Consider the following 21,410-nt stretch of genomic DNA (forward strand, 5'->3'; position numbering starts at 1 on the left):
AATGACGGTCTCTGCCCCGCGCACGCTCTTCAACTCTAGCTCCCTCAGTTTGCTGCGCGACAGCGCGGCGTCGAAGACGAGGCGGCCCCTCCTACAAAACAACAAAGCCGCCCGAAGGCGGCTTTGTTGATCGGGTCGAAGCTTAGTGCTTCTCGCCAGCCAGCTTGTGCTCGAGGTAGTGAATGTTCACGCCCCCTTTGCAGAAGCCTTCATCGCGGGTCAGGTCGCGGTGCAGCGGGATGTTGGTCTTGATCCCGTCGACCACGATTTCGTCCAGCGCATTGCGCATGCGTGCCATGGCTTCATCACGGGTTGCGCCGTAGGTGATCAGCTTGCCGATCAACGAGTCGTAGTTCGGCGGAACGGCATAGCCACTGTACAGGTGCGAGTCGACACGAACGCCGTTGCCGCCTGGAGCGTGGAAATGCTTGACCGTGCCCGGGCTCGGCATGAAGGTTTTCGGGTCTTCGGCGTTGATCCGGCATTCCAGTGCGTGACCGCGGATGACCACGTCATTCTGGGTGAACGACAGCTTGTTGCCGGCGGCGATGCTGAGCATCTCCTTGACGATGTCGATGCCGGTGACCATTTCCGAAACCGGGTGCTCTACCTGGACACGAGTGTTCATCTCGATGAAGTAGAAGTGGCCGTTTTCGTACAGGAACTCGAAAGTGCCTGCGCCACGGTAGCCGATATCGATGCACGCCCTGACGCAGCGTGCGAGTACTTCCTCGCGTGCGTTCTCGTCGATGCCCGGTGCCGGTGCTTCTTCGAGAACCTTCTGGTGACGACGTTGCAGCGAGCAGTCGCGGTCGCCCAGATGGATAGCGTGGCCCTGGCCATCGGAAAGTACCTGGACTTCCACGTGACGTGGGTTGGTCAGGAATTTTTCCAGATAGACCATCGGGTTGCCGAACGCCGCGCCTGCTTCGGAGCGGGTCAGTTTCGCCGAGGCAATCAGGTCTTCTTCTTTGTGCACAACGCGCATGCCGCGACCACCGCCGCCGCCAGCGGCCTTGATGATCACCGGGTAACCGACTTCGCGACCGATGCGCAGAGCGGTTTCTTCGTCTTCCGGCAGCGGGCCGTCAGAACCTGGAACAGTCGGTACGCCGGCAGCGATCATGGCGTGCTTGGCCGATACCTTGTCGCCCATCAGGCGAATGGTTTCGGCTTTCGGGCCAATGAACGCGAAGCCGGATTTCTCGACCTGTTCGGCGAAGTCGGCGTTTTCCGCAAGGAAGCCGTAGCCCGGGTGAATGGCGGTGGCACCAGTCACTTCGGCCGCGGCGATGATTGCCGGAATGTGCAGGTAGGAGTGGGCGGCCGATGCCGGACCGATGCAGACGGATTCGTCTGCCAGGCCCAGGTGCATCAGTTCCTTGTCAGCCTTGGAGTAAACGGCGACGGTCTTGATGCCCATTTCTTTGCAGGCGCGCAGGATCCGCAGGGCGATCTCACCGCGGTTGGCGATCAGAACTTTTTCCAACTTCGCAGTCATCAAAGGCTCTCCGCGGTTCAAACGATGGTGAACAGCGGTTGGTCGTACTCAACCGGCTGGCCGTCTTCGACGAGGATGGATTCGATCACACCGCTGGTTTCAGCTTCGATGTGGTTCATCATCTTCATGGCTTCAACGATGCACAGGGTGTCACCTTTCTTCACGGTCTGGCCGACTTCCACGAAGGACGGCGAGCTTGGCGAAGACTTGCGATAGAAAGTACCGACCATCGGCGAACGGGCAACGGTGCCGTTCAGTGCGGGCGCGGCGGCAGCAACCGGTGCGGCAGCGGCAGCCGGAGCAGCGGCGACAGGCGCGGCAGCCGGAGCATGCATTGGAGCCGGCGCATAGTACTGCTGAGCCGGGGTCTTGCTATGACGGCTGATGCGTACGGACTCTTCGCCTTCCTTGATCTCGAGCTCGTCGATGCCGGACTCTTCCAGCAATTCGATCAGTTTCTTAACTTTACGGATATCCATGAATCATCAACTCCCAAGGGTCGGTCAGGGGCGGTTAACTTGTTGTTCAAGCTGTTCCAGGGCGGCCTCCAGGGCCAGTCGATAACCGCTGGCGCCAAGGCCGCAGATCACTCCCACCGCTACATCGGAGAAGTAAGAGTGATGGCGGAAAGGTTCGCGTTTGTGCACGTTAGACAAATGCACTTCGATGAATGGGATGCTCACCGCCAGCAGCGCGTCACGTAATGCGACACTTGTATGTGTAAAAGCTGCTGGGTTGATCAGAATGAAGTCCACGCCTTCGCTGCGGGCAGCGTGAATGCGGTCGATCAATTCGTACTCGGCATTGCTTTGCAGGTGCAGCAAATGGTGACCGGCTTCGCGGGCACGGCGTTCCAGGTCCTGGTTGATCTGCGCCAGCGTCGTGGCGCCGTAGGTGCCCGGTTCGCGGGTGCCGAGCAAGTTCAGGTTGGGTCCGTGCAGAACGAGTAACGTCGCCATCGGCGGTTCCTATGTTATCTGTGAGCAATGGTCAGAACCCGGCGACTATGCCGCAAAGCCTTTGTGACTGTCCAGTTCTCTGCAATAGCCAGCACAATGACCGATGTTTGCGCGAAATATATGACTGCTCGATTAAATTGGGTCATTCGCCCGGGTAACGCGCTCGGCGAAGTCTTTGGCGTTGATCTCGCCGATCACCCGCACATCGGCACGTTCGACGCCATCCTTGCCGAAAAACATCAGGGCCGGTGGGCCGAACAATTGATAACGGTCGAGCAGGGTGCGCTGTTCGGCGTTGCTGGCGGTGATATCGAAGCGGATCAGCCGGTAACCCTTGAGGCGTTCGACGACGACTGGGTCGACCAGCACCTCATGTTCGATGACTTTGCAGCTGATGCACCAGTCGGCATACCAGTCGAGCAGCAGCGGTGTACCGGACGACCGGGCCTCGGCGAGCGTGCGGTCCAGATCGGCGGAAGTGCTGACGGTTTGCCAGGCGCTGGTGCCTTGCACAGGCTGGTTGCTCTCGACGACGCGCGGCTGGCCAATCGGGTTGAACGGGTCGGTCTGGCCGCTGAGCGCGCCGTACCAGCAGGCCAGGGCGTAAAACACCAGGAACATTGCGAGCAACTGTACGAGGCGCTCGCGCGGCGGTTTGTAGACGAATTCCAGCGCGCCCATGAACAGCCCGACGCCACCGGCCAGCAGACCGATCAACAGCAAGGTGACCTGGCCGGGCAAGACGCGGCTGAGCAGGCCGATCGCCAGTCCCAGCAATAACACACCGATCGCGTTTTTCACGTAGACCAGCCACGGCCCGCTTTTCGGCAGCCAGGCTGCGCCACCGGTGGCCACCAGCAACAGTGGTGCGCCCATGCCGAGACCGAGCATGAACAGTTTCAAGCCGCCGCCCAGCGCATCGCCACTGGCGCTGATGTACAGCAGTGCGCCGGCCAAGGGCGCCGAAACACAGGGTGAAACCAGCAAGCTGGAGACCACGCCCAACACCGCAGCCCCCCACAGTGAACCGCCTTTGGTGCGACCGGCGATGCGGTCCAGGCGACTGCTGATGGCGTGCGGCAATTTGAGTTCGAAGACGCCGAACATCGCCAGTGCGAACAGCGCAAAAAACATCGCGAAGGGTACCAGCACCCAGGCCGATTGCAGCCGCGCCTGCAGATTGAGCTGGGCACCGAACAGCCCCATCAGCGCACCGAGCAGGGCAAAGCAGGCGGCCATCGGCAGCACATAGGCCAGTGACAGATTGAAACCGCGCCAGCCGCCGACCTGACCGCGCAGCACCACACCGGACAGGATCGGCAGCATGGGCAGCACGCATGGCGTGAAAGTCAGGCCCAGACCCGCGAGGAAAAACAATACCAGTTCGCGCCAGCTCCATGGATAAACCGTCGCTGGAGCGCCGCTGCCGTCGATGCTCAGTCGCTCGGTTTCCGGCGGATAGCACAGGCCTTTGTCGGCGCAACCCTGATAGGTCACGGCCAGAGTGAAGGCACGTTGGTCGGTGCGCGGCAACTCGACGTCGAGAATGCCGTGGTAGACCTCGACATCGCCGAAGTATTCATCGTGTTTTTTCTGGCCGTCGGGCAGTTTCGCCGCGCCGAGGACAACATCGGCGGGATCGGCGCGAAACTGAAAACGGTGCCGGTAGAGGTAATAACCTTCGGTGGCGACGAAGCGCAGTTTGATCGATTGCGGCGTGCTTTCTACCAGACTCAGTTGAAAGGCTTCGCGCACCGGCAGGAAGTCGGCGCTGTTGTTGATCGAGCCCAGGCTTGAGCTGGGCCGGTTCTCCAGCAGACCAGTGGCGCTGGCCGGCAGGGCGAACACTAATAACAGCAGGCAAAGCAAACGGCGCATGACAATCTCGCGTATCGGAATTGGGGGGATGATAGCGGACGGCGGCGGGGCGTGCAGAGCGACAGTTTTGTGGTGGATTGCCTGACGCTATCGCGAGCAGGCTCGCTCCTACAGGGGAATGCATTTCAAGTGTAGGAGCGAGCCTGCTCGCGATGGCTATCTGTCAGACGCGGAAGGCCTGAACGGCTGTATGCAGTCGACCTCCCAGCACCAGAAGATTTTCTCCCTGCTCACGCCCTTCGCCGATACGCAACAAGTTATCCCCACCCAGCTGGTGAATCCGCTCGCTGTGGTCACGGATCTCACTGACAGCACCGCTCTGCTGGGCAGTGACATCAGCAATTCGTATCGCCGTGTCGGAAATGGTCTGGATCGCCCCGACGATTTTATCCAGCGCGCCGTCAGCGGCCTGGGCCTGGCTGGCCGTGGCTTCGGCATGTTCGACCTGGGCGCGCATGCCTTCCACCGATTGCCGTGCGGCGGTTTGCAGCCCTGCGATCAGCGTCTGGATTTGCGCCGTGGCCCCGGCGGTACGTTGCGCCAGTGAGCGCACCTCTTCGGCCACCACGGCAAAGCCTCGGCCCATTTCCCCGGCCCGGGCCGCCTCGATGGCGGCGTTCAAGGCCAGCAGGTTGGTCTGGTCGGCAATCGAGCGAATCACCGTCAACACGCCGCCGATGGTGGCCGACTCTTCGGCCAGGTGTTCAATCATTTGTGCATTGCCTTGCACTTCATCCACCAGCGCATGCAGGCCGGTGAGGCTCAGGCCGATGACTTTCTGTCCATGCTCCACGGCGAGGCCAGCGTGGCGGCTGGCGTCGGCGGCCTGGCTGGCATCGCCGGCGACTTGTTGGATGGTCGCTTCCAGCTCACTGAGGGAATCGCGGATCAGCGCCGTGTCGCCGGCCTGATGCTCGGCGCCGCTGTGCAGGTCGTTGCTCAGGTCAGCCAGGGTGCGGCTGCTGCCGGCCACCTGTTCGGCGTTGCGGCGAATGGTCCCCACCAGGTCCACCAGATAGGCGCGCAAGCGGTTGAGCGACGCTTCAATGTCATGCAGTTCGCGGTTGGTGTTGCCCAGTTGAATGTCGCGGCTGAAGTCGCCTTCGGCCCAGGTCGACAGGGCCGGGGCGAGGTTGGTCAGGGTCCGGGCCAGTTTGCGCTGCAGGGTGTCTATCAGCAGTGCGATCAGCAGAATCAAGCCGATCATCACGCCTTGCATCAGCCGCACTTCACCCTGGATCTGCCCGTGCTGGGCGCGCACCACCGGTTCCAGCCTGGCAATGGTCTGTTGCACGTCGGCGATTTTCACGTGAGTCGCAGCGCTGAGGTCGGCGCGTCTCTGGATTTGATCGCGAGTGCGTGTGAGCTCGGCCGGATAGCGGGTGAGCAGGCTGTTGAGTTCGCGCTTGATGCCAACGCCAGCATCTTCGGCGACGGTTTTTTCCTTGTTCTCAAGGCCCATCATCGAGGCGAAATCATCGGTGTTCGACTCGCTGCTGGTGGTCACGCCCAGCAAGGGCAAGGCGTCCAGTTTTTCGGCCTGGGTGCGGATGTTGGCCACTTCACGTTCGACGTCGGCGGCCAGTTCGCTGCGGCCGCTGCTGACCAGTTTGTCCCGCGCGAGGGACAACTTACCCAGGTGCTGCGATGCGCTGAGCAGTGGCGTCAGGTAGGCCGTATTGCCACTGGCGTACTGGCTGAGCTGATCGAGACTGGCACCCAGTTCACGCTCGGCTTGCAGCAGCAAAGCCTGCGGATCGCCGGCCAGTTTGCCGGCGGCCAGCAGGTCGGTTTTGCTGAACGCTTCAAGGGTCGACAGGCTGGGGCGCAATGTCTCGGCCAAGGCCGGTGGCAATTCGCCGAGTTCTTTTTGCAGGTTGTCGATGCCTTGGGCGGCACTGCTCAGGCGCAATGCATCGCCGCTGGCGAGGTAATCCTCGACACTGCGGGCGACTTCATTCTGAAATTGCTGCGACAGGCCCAGGTAGCGCTCCATTAATAGATACGGACGCTCAAGGGCTTTCTGCGACCACCACAGCGTAGCGCCGAGGGCCATGCACACGGCCACCAGAAGGAGGGTATTGAGATTGGTCAGCAGCTTCAGGCGCATTACGGACTACCAACGGCAGAAATGGTAAGTGCCTGAAGTTATTGCGTTTCTGTTACAGGGTTATGACTGTATCGGTCGATTCCGATAAAAAAGTGGCACTTTGCTTTGATGTGCGAGCGGCCTGTATTCGATTGCGTCCGCCATGTTTGGCGCGATACAGCGCATCATCTGCCTGACTGGCCATCATCAGGCTGTCGGAGTTTTCGCATAACTCCACCAACCCGGCGCTGAAGGTGCACCACAGATCCTGAGGTTGTGCGGGGTAGTGAATCTCGGCAAAGCGCTGTCGGATTTCATCGAGCACGTTGTAGGCCGCTTCGATATCGGTGTCCGGCATGACAATGGCGAACTCTTCACCACCGTAGCGGCCAATGAAGTCGGTTTTGCGCAGGCGTTGCTTGAGAAACAGCGCCAGGCTCTTGATCACCCGGTCGCCCATGGGGTGGCCGTGGCTGTCATTGACCCGTTTGAAATGGTCGATGTCGAGCATGGCAAAGCTCAGCGGCTTGCTTTCGCGGCGGGCGCGGAACGAGCAGTCTTCGAGCAATTGCAGGATATGCGTGTGGTTGTACAGACCGGTGAGACTGTCGCGGACCATTCGTGCCTTGAGGTTGCGTGCCCGTGCCGCGCGGTTACGCACGGTAGTGATCAGGTGCCGGGGCTTGATCGGTTTGGTCAGGAAGTCATCGCCGCCTTCGCTCATGGCGTCGAGCTGTTTGTCCAGGTCGTCTTCGGCCGACAGGTAAATGATCGGCACGCTGACGTAACGGTCGTTATGGCGGATCACCTTGGCCAGTTCCGTGCCGGTGCAGGCCGGCATGTACATGTCGAGGATGATCAGGTCCGGCTGGAAATCCGCCAGTTCGGCCATGGCCTGGATCGGCTCGATCAACGTCCGGGTGACGATCCCTGCACTGTTGAGCAGGCGCTCGGTGTGCAGGGCCTGGGCGCGGGAGTCGTCGATGATCAGCACTTTATAAGGCTCGTATTGGGCAACGCAGGTCAGGACTTCGATTTTCTCCAGCAGGCTCGACGCTTCGAGGGTGCCGGTAAGGAACTCCTGACCACCGGCACGCACGGCGGCGAGGCGGGTCGGGGTGTCGGTTTCGTGCAGGCTGAAAAACAGCAGCGGCAAGCGATGGTCCAGGCCTTCCTGGGCTTCGGCGGCCAGTTTCAGACCGACACCGGCGCCACTGAAATCCACGTCCATGACAATCGCCGCTGGCAAGCGCTCGACCATCGATGAGCGAAACGCATCTACGCTGTCCAGGGACTGGGCACTGAGCCCGAAGAATTCCAGTTGTTTGGCCAGGCGCTCGGCGCGGCCGTGATCCTGCAGCATCACATAGACGGGCTTGCGCAGCGGTGGCAGGAAGGTCTGATCGAGTTGGTCGCCATGGCGCAGGCCAGTACGCGACAGGCGCTGCATCAAGCGATTGAGGTCGGTGATCAGGCCGCTGCTCAGGCGTCCGCGATTAGCGTCGACCGCCTCCAGGGACTGACCGATGTGGCGTGCCAATTGCGTGTGTTCCGGTTGTTCGAAGCGCTCGGCGAAACGCAACAGGCGCAGATTGGCCTCGCTCAATTGCGAAAGGTCGGCGGTGGACCACTCACTGCGTTGCAGGCGCTGCCATATCTCAAGAATCTGACGAGCCTGATGAATTACCCGCTGGGCAAAGTGGTGCTTGAGGCGCTCGCGGCTGGGGTCTTCTGGCTCGGTCATATCCTGACTACTAGTTAGGGTGCACACTGAGGTCGACTGGTGGCTCTATGCTAGCACCACTTTTCCATTACATGAGTGCTGTACGTCAATAATCTGCAATGTGGCTTCATTCAGTTTGTGACCGATCGGTCTGATGTCGGGCTGTCTAGTCGTCGTGTGCGGAGGTGAAGTGCCGTGAATCAGGGCACTTGACGGGCGCAGGGCGGCAATTGGCGGGTGACAGGCCATTGGCCATTTACGGCTGTCTGAGCAGTGCGGACCGGTCCGTTTTTATTGGCTTCAGGGAGTCAGGGATTCCCTTGGGACGTGTCATCCAAACCATTAGGAGGATTTCGACGGCAACACCTTCATCGGGTGGGCAGGAACTCTTTTCATCCGCAAGACCGGTAATTTTCCGCATCGGTGCGATGGCGGGTGCCGGGCCAAGGCACGTTGTTGTATGGTTGTGGTCGAACCGTTGACCTCAAGAGCTTGAAAGGAAATCGCCATGCTGGACTGGAAGAACCGCACAGGCAGTGCGCCTGAACGTGCCGCTGAACCGAAGTCGGAGACCCGCAGTTATCTGGGCGGTCTGTTGTTCAGCCGGGCGCTGGCCACTTTGCTGGGCATCTACCTGTTGGTGGCGAGTGTCCTGGGCTGGTACTGGAGCCAGGAGCCGGCGCTGTTCCCGGTCCAGCAGACCGCTCAACTGGCGGCCGAGAAAGAAGGCAAGCAGATGGTCGTCGGCTACACCACGGTGGAAACCCTGAAGACCGTCGCCGGCACCTTGCTGACCAAACCGGGCGGCTATATTTCCAACGACCGATTCCCGCCAGGCCTGTGGATGGACAACATGCCGAGCTGGGAATACGGCGTGCTGGTGCAGGTCCGCGACCTGAGCCGGGCAATGCGTAAAGACTTCGCCCGTTCGCAGTCGCAGTCCGCCGAAGACGCCGACCTGGCCAAGGCCGAGCCGCGTTTCAACTTCGACAACAAGAGCTGGGTGCTGCCGTCCAGCGAGTCCGAATATCAGGAAGGCATCAACTCCCTGAGCCGCTATCAGGCGCGCCTGTCCGATCCGAACCAGAAGAGCGCGCTGTTCTATGCCCGCGCCGATAACCTGAACAACTGGCTGGGTGATGTCGGCACCCGTCTGGGTTCGCTGTCGCAACGACTGTCGGCCAGTGTGGGCCGGGTCAAGCTCAACACCGCGTTGAAAACCGAGGTGGTAGCACCGGGTGTGGCGCCGCAGGTCGATGAAGAAATCGTTGAAACCCCATGGTTGCAAATCGACAATGTGTTCTACGAAGCCCGTGGCCAGGCCTGGGCGTTGTCGCATTTGCTGCGCGCCATCGAAGTCGACTTCGCCGACGTACTGGCAAAGAAGAACGCCACGGTCAGCGTGCGCCAGATCATTCGTGAACTGGAGGCGTCGCAGGAGCCGGTGTGGAGCCCGATGATCCTCAACGGCAGTGGCTTCGGCGTACTGGCCAACCACTCGCTGGTCATGGCCAACTACATTTCCCGGGCCAACGCCGCGGTGATCGATTTGCGTCAATTGCTCAATCAGGGCTGAGTCATGGTCGATAACGCCAGAGAAGCCGCGCACCGCGCGGCGTCCGATGCTGAACAGATCGCCTGGGTCGACGAGCAGGACAACCTGCTCGGCGCCCTGGTCCGTTCCGACTTGCGCGAGCGTGGGCTGATCGGGCGTGGCACCTACATCATGTTGTTCAATTCCGCTGGCGAGTTGTGCGTGCATCGCCGCACGCTGAGCAAGGCGATCTATCCCGGTTACTGGGACGTTGCGGCAGGCGGCATGGTGCTCGCCAGTGAAACCTACGCCGAGTCGGCGGCCCGGGAGCTGGAGGAAGAACTGGGAGTGAGTGGCGTGGAACTGACCGCTCATGACCACTTTTTCTTCGAGGACACCGGCAATCGCCTGTGGTGTTCGGCGTTCTCGGCGGTGTGGGACGGCCCGTTGATCCTGCAACCGGAAGAGGTGCTGGAAGCGCGCTTTATTCCCATTGATCAGGTCATGCTGGAAATCGGGCAAAAGCCTTATTGCCCGGACTCTCTGGCCGCGTTGAAGCGCTATTTGCGCTCACGCCGGATCAACGTCGCAAAACAGCTATAAATTGGCGCCGATTGGCTCTTAGCAATCGGCGTTTTTGCCGTTACACTGCGCGACTTTTCAAACTGAACCGGTATTGCTGGTTATTGCTGTAGGAGCGAGCTTGCTCGCGATGAACTCAAAGACGATGCGTTCATTCTGGATGCCCGCGTTATCGTTGACGTCCATCGCGAGCAAGCTCGCTCCTACAGTGAAGTGAATGTTGTACCGTTTCAGTAGCGCTGCCCCTGCCTGAGTGGGGCTTCGCGGTCGATAGCCTTCCCAAGTGCTGCGACCAGTCTTTGTCCTCGAAGAGGATTGCCGGTGGCCAAAAAAGCCGCATCCTTCGCCGCCCTGGGCGGCCTGGTATTTTCCACCGACGCAGGTCGTCATTGCCCGGAATGCAGTAAACCGGTGGACGCCTGCATCTGCAAACAGACCGTTATCCCTGCCGGCGACGGCATCGCACGCGTGCGTCGCGAAAGCAAGGGCCGTGGCGGCAAGACGGTGACCACCATCACCGGCGTGCCGTTAGCTGAAGACGCGCTCAAGGACCTCGCCACGACGTTGAAGAAACGTTGCGGTACCGGTGGGGCGCTGAAAGACGGTGTCATCGAAATCCAGGGCGATCATGTCGAGCTACTCTTGGCAGAACTGATCAAGCTCGGTTTCAAAGCGAAGAAGTCCGGCGGCTAGCAGCCTCTGTGAAAACCACCCACGGCTTGATCCAGTCCCGATTCATTCTGGTCTGGCGTCGTCTCCATGGTTTTCACAGAGCCTGTTCATGACCGGTTTCTAAACTCACTGCGGTCAGCGAGGTCTACCCCCTCGTTGACGAACCGTCATTTTCATACTTTAGACTGCGCCGGCCTGAACCCAGGCGACGCTCTATGACTTCTTTATAGGGGACTTCGATGTCCGTACGACGCACACGCAAAGACGATGGCAGCCAATGGACAGTTGCGGACAGCCGCAGTGTTTACGGGATTCGCCATTGGGGGGCCGGGTATTTCGCGATCAATGACGCCGGTCGCGTCGAAGTTCGTCCGAACGGCCCGACCAGTTCGCCTATCGACCTGTTCGAGCAAGTCGACCAACTGCGCAAAAGCGGTTTGTCCTTGCCATTGCTGGTGCGTTTCCCCGACATCCTGCAAGACCGCGTGCGTCAGCTGACCGGTGCGTTCGACGCCAACATCGAGCGCCTGGAATATCAGAGCAAGTACACCGCGCTGTACCCGATCAAGGTTAACCAGCAGGAAGCGGTGATCGAAAACATCATTGCTACCCAGAACGTTTCCATCGGTCTGGAAGCCGGTTCCAAGCCGGAACTGCTGGCGGTACTGGCATTGGCGCCGAAGGGCGGCACCATCGTCTGCAATGGTTACAAGGACCGCGAGTTCATCCGTCTGGCGCTGATGGGCCAGAAGCTCGGCCACAACGTGTTCATCGTGATCGAGAAAGAATCCGAAGTCGGTCTGGTGATCGAAGAAGCGGCGGCGCTCAAGGTCAAGCCGCAGGTCGGCTTGCGCGTGCGTCTGTCGTCCCTGGCGTCGAGCAAGTGGGCAGACACCGGCGGCGAGAAATCCAAGTTCGGCCTGTCGGCCGCGCAGCTGCTGTCGGTGGTCGAGCGTTTCCGCGCTGCCGGTCTGGATCAGGGCATTCGCCTGCTGCACTTTCACATGGGCTCGCAGATCGCCAACCTCGCTGACTACCAGCACGGCTTCAAGGAAGCGATCCGTTATTACGGCGAGTTGCGCAACCTGGGCCTGCCGGTGGATCACATCGACGTCGGCGGCGGTCTGGGCGTGGACTACGACGGCACGCACTCGCGTAACGCCAGTTCGATCAACTACGACATGGACGATTACGCCGGCGTCGTGGTCGGGATGCTCAAGGAATTCTGCGACGCGCAGAGCCTGCCGCACCCGAACATCTTCTCCGAAAGCGGCCGCTCCCTGACCGCCCACCACGCCATGCTGGTGGTGCAGGTGACCGACGTCGAGAAACACAACGACGATGTGCCGAAGATCGATAACAAGGAAGAGCTGCCGGAAACCGTTCAGTGGCTGGTTGACCTGCTAGGCCCGACCGACATCGAAATGGTCACCGAGACCTACTGGCGCGCCACGCACTACATGAGCGACGTGGCCACTCAATACGCCGATGGCAAGCTGACCCTGGCGCAAAAAGCCCTGGCCGAGCAATGCTACTTCGCCGTTTGCCGCCGCCTGCACAACTCGTTGAAGGCTCGTCAGCGTTCCCACCGTCAGGTGCTCGACGAACTCAACGACAAGCTGGCTGACAAGTACATCTGCAACTTCTCGGTATTCCAGAGCCTGCCGGATACCTGGGCCATCGGCCAGGTCCTGCCGATCCTGCCGCTGCACCGTCTCGACGAAGAGCCGCTGCGCCGTGCCGTGCTGCAAGACCTGACCTGCGACTCCGACGGCAAGATCAAGCAGTACGTCGACGAGCAGAGCATCGAGACCAGCTTGCCGGTGCACGGTCTGAATGACGGTGAAGACTATCTGCTGGGGATCTTCCTGGTGGGCGCCTACCAGGAAATTCTTGGCGACATGCACAACCTGTTCGGTGACACCGATTCGGTGAACATCTACCAGAACGCCGACGGTAGCGTGTACCACGCCGGTATCGAAACCCACGACACCATCGAAGACATGCTGCGTTACGTGCACTTGTCGCCGGAGGAACTGATGACTCACTACCGCGACAAGTGTGCCAGTGCCCGCATCAGCGCCACCGAGCGCACGCAGTTCCTCGATGCCTTGCGTCTGGGGCTGACCCGTTCGTCTTACCTGTCTTCCTGAGGTAAGCGCCACGCTCATCAGGTTGTCTGAAAATTTTCCGTTTGCCGCGGAAATTTCAGATGACCTGGTGCGGCAATTCTCCTATTCCAGGCGAAATTTCCCGCGTCCTCGGCCACCCAAAGCATTTGGTCTCCTTTTCGCGTAGGTTATTTCCTAATTTGTATTTCGGCACTCTACTCGGCCATGTCTCTCAGCGAGAATCCCCGGCCGCCCCTCCTGTAGAGAAACGCCGATGTTCAATCCAGTCAGCGAACCGTCATTTCGTCTGGATGTAGCAGGTCTGCCCGACTCCTTTGAGGTCCTGGCCTTTACCGGTAAAGAGGCCATCAGCGAGCCGTTCGTGTTCGACCTGGAACTGCTGATCGATGACCCGGTACTTGACCTTGCCAGTTTGCTGTACCGCCCGGCCTCGTTGCATTTCGGACCAGCTGGAAACTGCGTGCATGGACAATTGCATGAACTCGTCCAGCGTGATCATGCCTCGGGACCCCGGCTCTGCCAGGTGCGTCTGGGGCCAAAACTGGCTTGTCTGGCCCAGCGCTTCAGCCAACGAATTTTCAGCGCCCTTTCAGTGCCGCAAATCCTCGACCGGGTGCTCAAGGAACACGGCATTACCGGCAAGGATCGACGTCTGGCGCTGAGCGGCGAATACCCGCCCCGGGATTTCTGCACGCAATATCGAGAGTCGGATCTGCAGTTTCTCCAGCGACTGTGCGCCCAGGAACGGCTGCACTACCACTTCGAACACCGGGCCCGCGGGCACTGTGTGGTGTTTGGGGATGATCATCAGCATTTTCCAACCGGCGAACCTGCGGTATTGCGCAGCGAGGGCGATTGGCCGGCGGTGCGGCAGTTCGAACGTCAGCACTGCGGTGGGACCGCGGCGCAGAGTGCCGAATGCCGGACAGACCTGATGACCTTGCGCAGCGGTTGGCTGATGCCGCTGTCCGGTCATCCGGTTGCCGAATGCAATCGCCTCTGGTTGCTGACCCACATTGAGCATTGGGGCGGTCAGGATACGGCGACGCCTTACCACAATCAGGCCCGTGCCCTGCAGTGGCCGACACCCTTCGCGCCGCCCTGTGTGACGGTCAAACCACAAATGCATAGCCTGCAACGGGCGTGGGTCGTCGAGGTCGACGAACCAGGCCCAGACCCGGCAAGGCCGGTACCGGTGCAGTTCGACTGGCTTTATCAGGGCGAAGGGGCTGCGCCCAGCCATTGCTGGTTACCCCTGTCCAGGCAACTGCAGGCATCGACGTTCTTGCCATTGCGGGAAGGGACTGAGCTGGTCGTGGGATTTGTCGAGGGCGATCCCGATCAACCGCAGATAATCGGGCTGCTGCATGCGCCGGCAACGGTCGAAGTGACGGCCCCTGATACCCCCCAGCCTGGCTGCGCCCCTGATGAGGGCCTGGAGCAATGGTTGCGGTCGGGAGAGCCATTGCTGGTGTTGTGCCTGCTGCCCGGCGGTGGCAGTTTCAACCATTGCGCACAGGCGTTGTGCACCTGTCGTCTGGCGACGCAGCTTGGCCAGAGCTCTGGAGCATGATCGCCACACGCACGCCCGAGGCACCCCCGCAGTGGCTGTTGCTGGATGTGCCGGGCACGCCGCAGGCGGGTGTCACACTTCGGCAGATGTTTGCACAAGCCCGGTGCTTCGGGTTGTTCGAGGGTACGGAGTGGCATGCGCTGCATGAGCAGGGACCGGTCCTGGTCGATCTGCGCACCTGCCCGGCACTGGCCGATTTATGCATAGTCGACGGACAACGCTGGCCCGGATTGCTGATGGTCAGCGAGGCCAGCGCTGCGTCGTTGCTGGCGCATTTGCGGCGCATGCTCACGGTCACGCTTGGCCTGCACCGGGCCCTTTTGAGCTACTACAACCCGATCACGGCGAGCTATTTCTTCGATGCCTGCGATGCCGTTGAACTGAGTCGCTGGCTCGGGCCCATCAACCAGTTGCGCTGGTTCGGTGGCAGCTGGGCCGACCGCGCGATGGGCTGTGAGGGCTGGCAGCGCTTGTCCAACCCGGGGCTGGCGGTCAGCCCGTTGGCAGTTGAGGAGAACCTCAGCGCCGGGCAACAGGAAAAGCTGCAAACCTGCCTGCTCGAGCAGCAGGCCTGGCGGTGGAGCCAATCCACCGGTGCCGATTTCTCCCGCCTGTGGGCCCATGTGCAAGAAGGGGTGGCGTTGGGTTTCAGTGAGCGCCCGGTGCTTGATGGCTGGATATGGCTGCGCTTGCAGTATCCCGACGCCGTGCCCGTGCAGCCGTTGCCGGGGCGGACTCAACAGGAACGCCTCGATAGCCTGCGTCACTTGTGGCAGGACGATCCACCCTGGTCATGAGGTCGCCCCGTTCAGTGAGTGCTGCCGGCGAACCAGCCATCGTGACGGCGCAGGCGCCAGGCGATTGCGCCAAGGGTCAGACTGCGCAGCAGCATGAACACCAGAAAGGTTATCCACAGGCCATGGTTGCCCCCGCCTTGCAGCGCCCAGCCGAAAGGCAGCACCAGCGCCACGGTCAGCAGCATGCCGTTGCGCATTTCCCGGGCGCGGGTGGCGCCGATGAACAGGCCGTCGAGCAGGTAACTCCAGACGGCAATCAGCGGCAGTACGGCGAGATAGGGCAGGTAGATGAAAGCGGTGTCGCGCACACTTTGAATGTCGGTCTGCATCTCGATGAACAGATGCCCGGCGAACAGAAACAGCGCGGCAAAGCCCAGGCTCGCCAGCAACGACCAGCCGCCGGCCACCACCAATGAACGGCGCAGGGCATCGCGATTGCGGGCGCCAAGCGCATGTCCGCACAGGGCTTCGACGGCGTGGGCCAGGCCATCGAGGGCATGGGCGGTCAGCAGCAAGCCATTGAGCAGCAGGGCATTGGCAGCGACCGTGGCATCGCCCAGCCGCGCGCCTTGCACCGTGATCAGGAAAAACACCGATTGCAGCGCCAGGCTGCGGATGAAGATGTCGCGGTTGACCGCCAGCAATGGCCGCCAACTCTGCCACAGTGCCAATGCCGCCCAGACGATATGCCCGGGGTAGGCGCGCAGGGCTTTGCGGGTCATCAGCAAACCGATCAGTGCCCCCGTCCATTCGGCAATTACCGAAGCCCGGGCCGCACCAACCACGCCCCATTCCAGGCCGAGGACGAACCACAGGTTCAGGGCAATGTTGACCAGGTTGGTGCTCAGCAAAATCGCCAGCGGCGCCCGGGCATTCTGGGTGCCGAGAAACCAGCCGACCAGTGCATAGCTGGCGAGCGCCGCCGGCAGGCCAAACAGGCGGGTGTGGAAGAACTCTCGGGTCAGTTGATCGAGCTCAGCCGACGGTTGCATGAAGTGCAACGCGATCCCGCTCAATGGCACGCCCACCGCACCCAACACCACGGCCAGGCCGATGGCGAGCAGCAGGCCTTGTAATAGAATCTGCCGCAAAGCCGCACCATCCCCGCGTCCGGCCGCCTGGGCGGCGAACCCGGTGGAGCCCATGCGCAGAAAACCCATGGCCCAGGCAAGGAAGGTGTACAGGCTGGCCCCGACCGCGACGGCGCCAAGTTGATGGGCATGGGGCAGGTGACCGATGACGGTGCTGTCGACCAGGGCCACCAGCGGGACGGAAATGTTTGAAAGAATCATTGGTGCGGCGAGTGCCCAGACCCGGCGATGGGTAGGGCGGTCGCGCCAGTCGGCGGTCAGGTTGGACATGCAGGCTCCTTGGGAGCAGGCATTGTAGCGGCACATTCCAGATATGCCGCGCTCCAATGTAAGAGCTGGCTTGCCAGCGAAGGCGTCCGCAAGTGCGATGCAATATTGGAGGACGCCTTCGCCGCCAAGCCGGCTCCTACAGGAATTGATGGTGTCAGTGGATGATCCAGCTGAGCAACCAAAGCCCCAGCACCAGCCAGATGATCCCCATGATGAACGACGCATTGAGAAAAGCGCGGATCGCCGACCACAGCAGTATCAGACCGAGGATCAAGGTCACGATGCTGATGACCGAGGTATCCATGCCCAGTGCCTGGGACAGGCCTTCGACAAAATTGCTGCTGGCGTTGCCCAAGAGATTGAACAGCCCGCTGAGGGCATCAACGATGAAGCGGATGATCGAGCCGAGTACCTGGCCGAGCCATTCGGAAAAACCTTCTACCTGCATGGAGTGAACGTCCTGATTAAAGAGAATTGAGTCTTGGGCTGTCGATCATGCTGCCGAGTCCCCACAAGCATAGAGGGTTGCACAGGTGAGCATGCAACTTCTGCCCCTTGCCTTCACCTGTGATCCCCCCGAAGCTATACGCCTTCAGGAGAGCCCGATGAACCTTGTTGAACTGACCGAACGCCTGCACGCCATCCGTGACCGCAATGACTGGCGGCAATTTCACAGCCCGAAAAACCTGGCCATGGCCGCGAGCGTGGAAATGTCCGAGCTGGTGGAGATTTTCCAGTGGCTGACCGAAGACCAGTCACGCCAGTTGCCGGCGGACAAACTTGCCCACGCCGGGCAGGAAGTCGGTGACATTGTGCTTTATCTGTTGCTGTTGTGCAGTGAGCTGGGCCTGGACATGGATGCCGTGGTGCGCAGCAAACTGGCGGACAGCGAACGGAGGTTCAGCTGATGAGCGACCGTCATTTCGATCAACTGGCGACCCGTTTCGCCGAAAAAATCTACGGCGGTGCCAAAGGTGCGATCCGTCTGGCGGTGTTGCAGGCCGATCTGGCCGAAACCTTGCCCGACCGGCCGTTGCGCGTTCTGGACATCGGCGCCGGCCTTGGCCATATGTCGTTGTGGCTGGCCCAGCGCGGCCATCAGGTGACCCTCGCCGAGCCGGCCGAACCGATGCTCGAAGGCGCCCGCCAGCGTTTTGCCGAAGCCGGGCAGAGCGCCACGTTCATTCAGGCACCCTGGCAGGAACTGCTCGGGCAGCTCACCGAGCCCTACGACCTGGTGCTATGCCACGCCGTACTGGAATGGCTGGCCGAACCCCACGCCATCCTGCCGGTGCTGCATCAGCTGACCAAGGCGGACGGCTGGCTGTCCCTGGCGTTCTACAACCGCGACGCGCTGATTTATCGCAACTTGCTCAAGGGCCATTTCCGCAAGATGCGCAAGAACGACATGGCCGGCGAAAAGCAGAGCCTGACCCCGCAGCAGCCCCTTGATCCGCGCGAGCTGGCGACGCAACTTGAAGGCTTATGGAAGGTCGAAATACAGAGTGGCGTGCGAGTTTTTCACGATTACATGCCGGTGGAATTCCAGGCCCGCGCCGAGCTCGTGGACCTGTTGGAAATGGAGCTGGCCCACCGCCGTCATCCAAGCTTTGCCGGGCTTGGGCGTTACTTGCACTGGATCTGTCGGCCTGTCTGATCGGAGCACGAAATGAAAAATCATTCAGGTGTACTGGTGCTCTGCCTGGGGCTGGCTGCCTGTCAGGGCAGCAACCCCTATGTAGCCACCTCAACCCCTTTGCCACCGGCACCGCCCCAGGCTGCCAATACGTTCGATCGCAGCGCCTACCCGGCGCCGTCCCGTGACTATGGCAAGTACCGCAGTTGGGCCTGGCTCAACGGCCATCTGCCACCGGGCACCGCGTGGGCGGACTCGGCGCAGGTTGCCGAAGCGGTCAGCAATGCGCTGGATCAGCGGGGTTTGCGCCCGTTGCATGACAATCGTCCGGCGGACCTGTTTGTCAGCGCCGACCTTCGCCTGGAAACCCGCTTGCGTCAGGTTCAGGACGACTATTACGGCGGCGGTTATGGCGGCTACAACGGCTACCGCCCTGGATATGGCGGATACGCTACCGTGCCGATCATCCGTACCTATCGGGAACAGGTCGTGGTCGTGCAGGTGGACATGTTTGACGCCAAAAGCGGTCAACCGATATGGAGTTCCAGCGCTGAAACCGGCAACCGGGGCAGCGAAAGCGAGCGCGCCGATGCGATACGGGAGGCTGTGGAAAAGGCTATGTCGGCGTATCCTCCTAGTTAGCTTCTTGTAGATAAGAAGCATTCCACAGGATCATGTCTTCTACCGGAGAATTATCATGTTCCGCCGTTTTGTTTTACTGGCAGTGGCCGCGCTGCTCAGTGCCTGCGCCGCCAACCAGGTCAATCATGACTTCGACGCCAGCCGCGACTTTGCTGCCTATCGCAACTGGACCTGGAAAGAACCCGCCCTGCAATACCGTCCCGATGATCCGCGGATCAAGAGCGACCTGACCGAACAGCGCATCCGTCAGGCGGTTGCCGATCAACTGGATCAGCGCGGTCTGCGTCCGGCCGCTGCAGGCGCCAAGGGCGATTTGAATGTGCAGGCCTACCTGATTGTCGAAGAACGGCAGCAACAGGTGACCACCAATTACGGCGGCGGCTGGGGTTACCCATGGCATGGCTACTACGGCGCACCGATGTACAACGAAACCCGCAATGTCAGCTACAAAGTGGCGACCATCCAGATCGATCTGCTCGATGGCAAGGACGGCAAACTGGTGTGGCGTGGCAGTGACGAACAGATACTCAGCCGCACGCCGAACCCGACGGATCGTCGCGATGCCATCTGGCAAACGGTCACGCGGATATTGGCCAACTATCCACCGCACGCGTCCTAGAATCAGCCGGCCTCTCAACCCCTGTGCTCCCCGCAGGGGTTTTTTTATGCTCGACTCTGGCGAGTTGTATCCCCCGACCCAACTGTGGGAGCGAGCTTGCTCGCGATGGCGGCCTGTCAGCCGACCAATCCTGTGTAGTTTTCCTCAAGTCCCGAGGAAACCTCCGACACGTTTTTCAGGTTGCCCGTCGGAAGCACGATCTCTAGCCTTTGTCTGTCGCTGCAAAATCAGTGATCGGGTTTGGTCGCCCGGGTTTAGAATGGCGCACAGTGCCGCGCGAGCGGCATTTTTGTGCTTGCTTAATGGCGAGCTGTGCGTGGGAGGGCCTAGGCCCTGCCGGGTTTCCATTCCCTGGTCGACCAACCTGCGTACGGTTCGCCACCCTTCTGCTTGGTCGCAGTGATGGCGAACTCCAAATTCAAGAATGGAGCTTCACCATGATCAAACCCACCCCAAATCCCCCCGAAACCGACGACGTTTCCCCATACCATTCCCCCCACTCAAACAAACTCCACGAAGCCGCCGACCGCGCCCTCGATCACTACCTCAATCCACCTAAGCAGCCTGCCATTCACAAACCCAGCACGATGTTCGTCATTGCCCCGGATATCGATACCGAAACCCTGCTGGCCCACGCCTGTGAATCACTGGCGTCGGCGAGTGTGATGGCGAGTGATTTTGCGGGGTTTCTGGAGGGCTCGCAGCGCAACACTCTGCTGGGGATTGCGCAGGTGATCATGCTGGGTGAACTGGCTGTAAATAGGGCCTTGGATAATCTCGATCCGTAAGACTGACCACGGAGCTTCTGTGGCGAGGGAGCAAGCTCCCGAGCCACAGACATCGGCTATATCAGGATCAGGCAACCGGCCGCCAGTGCCCGACCATATGCTCCAGATCCCCGGCACCCACCAATTGCAGATCCCCGCTCGGTCCCGGCGCGCTGGCCAGCAACGTCACCTCACCGGGCAACCGTACCGGCTTCTTGAACTGCACCGCGATCTCGACATTCGCCGCTGGCAGATGCCCGGCCAGCGCAGCCAGCGTGCGCGCCTTGTTCCACAGACCATGGGCGATGGCGGTCGGGAAACCGAAGAGTCGGGCGCTGGCCGCGCTCAGGTGGATCGGGTTGTAGTCGCCGGACACCTTGGCGTATTGCCGGCCGATGTCCGAGGGCGCTTTCCAGTGCTCGATTTCGCTCAAGTCCTGGCTGGTTGTCAGAGGTTCTTCGAGCGGTTCACCCTCGAGTTTGACGCCGCGACAGAGCATCCGGCTTTGCGCTTCCCACAACGGCCCCAACTGATCGTCGAGGGTGGTGAGCAAATCGAACGTCGCGCCTTTGGCGTGGGGTTGCAGGTTCTGTACTTGTACGCTGACGCGCACCCGATTCACCCCGCCCATGGGGCGCAGCACACGAATGCGATTGCTCAGGTGTATCAGGCCCAGCAGCGGGAACGGGAAGTCCCTGGTCGTGAGCAATTGCATCTGCAAGGCAAACCCGAGGATGTGCGGGTAGGTCGGTGGCAGCAGGCCGTTGTCGGCGAAACCACAGACCTCGCGATAAGCCGCCAGGCGCTTGGGATCGACTTCGACCCAGCAATGCAAACCCGAATCGGGCAGGCGGCTGCCCGTGATTTTTCGCCGTGTCGCCGCTCGTGCGTACGACCCCGGAAGGCTCGGTTCGCGATTGAGTGTGTGCCAGTCGGTGATCATCC

At 60.9% G+C, this 21,410-nt stretch carries 20 protein-coding genes; 11 read left to right on the top strand and 9 right to left on the bottom strand.

Translation table 11 applies throughout. From position 1 onward, the window contains the following. Positions 1-142: 142 nt before the first annotated feature. The 6 genes from accC to gcbA all read right to left on the bottom strand — a co-directional run bounded on the left by accC (position 143) and on the right by gcbA (position 8,171). On the bottom strand, positions 143-1,501 hold the full coding sequence (accC, locus tag C8K63_RS29095; RefSeq protein WP_108219835.1) for an acetyl-CoA carboxylase biotin carboxylase subunit: 1,359 nt from the start codon (positions 1,499-1,501) through the stop codon (positions 143-145). A 17-nt stretch (positions 1,502-1,518) separates the two neighbouring features. Then, positions 1,519-1,980 (bottom strand): acetyl-CoA carboxylase biotin carboxyl carrier protein, encoded by a 462-nt coding sequence (accB, locus tag C8K63_RS29100; RefSeq protein ID WP_108219836.1) that lies wholly within the window; start codon positions 1,978-1,980, stop codon positions 1,519-1,521. A gap of 24 nt (positions 1,981-2,004) precedes the next feature. Then, positions 2,005-2,460, bottom strand: coding sequence for a type II 3-dehydroquinate dehydratase (aroQ, locus tag C8K63_RS29105; protein ID WP_007971361.1), 456 nt, complete (start codon positions 2,458-2,460; stop codon positions 2,005-2,007). Positions 2,461-2,592: 132 nt separating this feature from the next. Next, entirely contained in the window at positions 2,593-4,338 is a 1,746-nt protein-coding gene (locus tag C8K63_RS29110) for a protein-disulfide reductase DsbD (protein ID WP_108219837.1), read from the bottom strand. Between the two features lie 163 nt (positions 4,339-4,501). Continuing rightward, on the bottom strand, positions 4,502-6,448 hold the full coding sequence (locus C8K63_RS29115) for a methyl-accepting chemotaxis protein (RefSeq protein ID WP_108219838.1): 1,947 nt from the start codon (positions 6,446-6,448) through the stop codon (positions 4,502-4,504). A 52-nt stretch (positions 6,449-6,500) separates the two neighbouring features. Next, positions 6,501-8,171, bottom strand: coding sequence for a diguanylate cyclase GcbA (gene gcbA / locus C8K63_RS29120; RefSeq protein ID WP_108219839.1), 1,671 nt, complete (start codon positions 8,169-8,171; stop codon positions 6,501-6,503). 487 nt (positions 8,172-8,658) lie between these two features. On the opposite strand from gcbA, the gene C8K63_RS29125 reads away from it, so the two are divergent. From C8K63_RS29125 to C8K63_RS29150, 6 genes are all read left to right on the top strand, one after another. Next, positions 8,659-9,726, top strand: coding sequence for a DUF2333 family protein (locus C8K63_RS29125; RefSeq protein ID WP_108219840.1), 1,068 nt, complete (start codon positions 8,659-8,661; stop codon positions 9,724-9,726). 3 nt (positions 9,727-9,729) lie between these two features. Beyond that, positions 9,730-10,287 (top strand): NUDIX hydrolase, encoded by a 558-nt coding sequence (locus tag C8K63_RS29130; RefSeq protein ID WP_108219841.1) that lies wholly within the window; start codon positions 9,730-9,732, stop codon positions 10,285-10,287. 300 nt (positions 10,288-10,587) lie between these two features. Further along, complete coding sequence (locus C8K63_RS29135; protein WP_008053936.1) at positions 10,588-10,959, top strand: translation initiation factor Sui1; 372 nt, start codon at positions 10,588-10,590, stop codon at positions 10,957-10,959. 218 nt (positions 10,960-11,177) lie between these two features. After that, positions 11,178-13,091, top strand: a complete 1,914-nt coding sequence (speA, locus tag C8K63_RS29140) for an arginine decarboxylase (RefSeq protein WP_108219842.1) — start codon at positions 11,178-11,180, stop codon at positions 13,089-13,091. 232 nt (positions 13,092-13,323) lie between these two features. Next, positions 13,324-14,643, top strand: a complete 1,320-nt coding sequence (locus tag C8K63_RS29145) for a type VI secretion system Vgr family protein (protein ID WP_108219843.1) — start codon at positions 13,324-13,326, stop codon at positions 14,641-14,643. Beyond that, positions 14,640-15,440 (top strand): DUF4123 domain-containing protein, encoded by an 801-nt coding sequence (locus C8K63_RS29150; RefSeq protein ID WP_108219844.1) that lies wholly within the window; start codon positions 14,640-14,642, stop codon positions 15,438-15,440. Before C8K63_RS29145 ends, C8K63_RS29150 begins: the two co-directional genes overlap by 4 nt. Positions 15,441-15,451: 11 nt before the next feature. Here C8K63_RS29150 and C8K63_RS29155 read toward each other — a convergent pair whose 3' ends face one another. Both C8K63_RS29155 and C8K63_RS29160 read right to left on the bottom strand, forming a co-directional pair. Beyond that, entirely contained in the window at positions 15,452-16,801 is a 1,350-nt protein-coding gene (locus C8K63_RS29155; protein WP_108219845.1) for an MATE family efflux transporter, read from the bottom strand. Between the two features lie 154 nt (positions 16,802-16,955). Continuing rightward, on the bottom strand, positions 16,956-17,249 hold the full coding sequence (locus tag C8K63_RS29160; protein ID WP_108219846.1) for a hypothetical protein: 294 nt from the start codon (positions 17,247-17,249) through the stop codon (positions 16,956-16,958). Positions 17,250-17,406: 157 nt separating this feature from the next. On the opposite strand from C8K63_RS29160, the gene C8K63_RS29165 reads away from it, so the two are divergent. The 5 genes from C8K63_RS29165 to C8K63_RS29185 all read left to right on the top strand — a co-directional run bounded on the left by C8K63_RS29165 (position 17,407) and on the right by C8K63_RS29185 (position 20,486). Beyond that, on the top strand, positions 17,407-17,709 hold the full coding sequence (locus C8K63_RS29165) for a MazG-like family protein (protein WP_085727452.1): 303 nt from the start codon (positions 17,407-17,409) through the stop codon (positions 17,707-17,709). Then, positions 17,709-18,458, top strand: a complete 750-nt coding sequence (locus C8K63_RS29170) for a methyltransferase domain-containing protein (protein ID WP_108219847.1) — start codon at positions 17,709-17,711, stop codon at positions 18,456-18,458. The genes C8K63_RS29165 and C8K63_RS29170 overlap by 1 nt, the downstream gene beginning before the upstream one ends. 12 nt (positions 18,459-18,470) lie before the next feature. Continuing rightward, positions 18,471-19,079 carry a DUF4136 domain-containing protein gene (locus C8K63_RS29175; RefSeq protein WP_108219848.1) on the top strand — a complete coding sequence of 203 codons (609 nt, stop codon included), beginning with the start codon at positions 18,471-18,473 and terminating at the stop codon, positions 19,077-19,079. A 55-nt stretch (positions 19,080-19,134) separates the two neighbouring features. Further along, positions 19,135-19,698: a DUF4136 domain-containing protein gene (locus C8K63_RS29180; RefSeq protein ID WP_108219849.1), complete on the top strand. Its 564-nt coding sequence runs from the start codon at positions 19,135-19,137 to the stop codon at positions 19,696-19,698. Positions 19,699-20,135: 437 nt separating this feature from the next. Beyond that, the gene (locus tag C8K63_RS29185; RefSeq protein WP_108219850.1) at positions 20,136-20,486 is read left to right on the top strand and encodes a DUF6124 family protein; all 351 of its coding nucleotides are present in this window, start codon (positions 20,136-20,138) and stop codon (positions 20,484-20,486) included. A gap of 67 nt (positions 20,487-20,553) precedes the next feature. Here C8K63_RS29185 and C8K63_RS29190 read toward each other — a convergent pair whose 3' ends face one another. Continuing rightward, positions 20,554-21,408: a MaoC/PaaZ C-terminal domain-containing protein gene (locus C8K63_RS29190; RefSeq protein ID WP_108219851.1), complete on the bottom strand. Its 855-nt coding sequence runs from the start codon at positions 21,406-21,408 to the stop codon at positions 20,554-20,556. Between the last annotated feature and the right edge of the window lie 2 nt (positions 21,409-21,410).

It is taken from the genome of Pseudomonas sp. GV085, from assembly GCF_003050925.1.
GTDB lineage: Bacteria > Pseudomonadota > Gammaproteobacteria > Pseudomonadales > Pseudomonadaceae > Aquipseudomonas.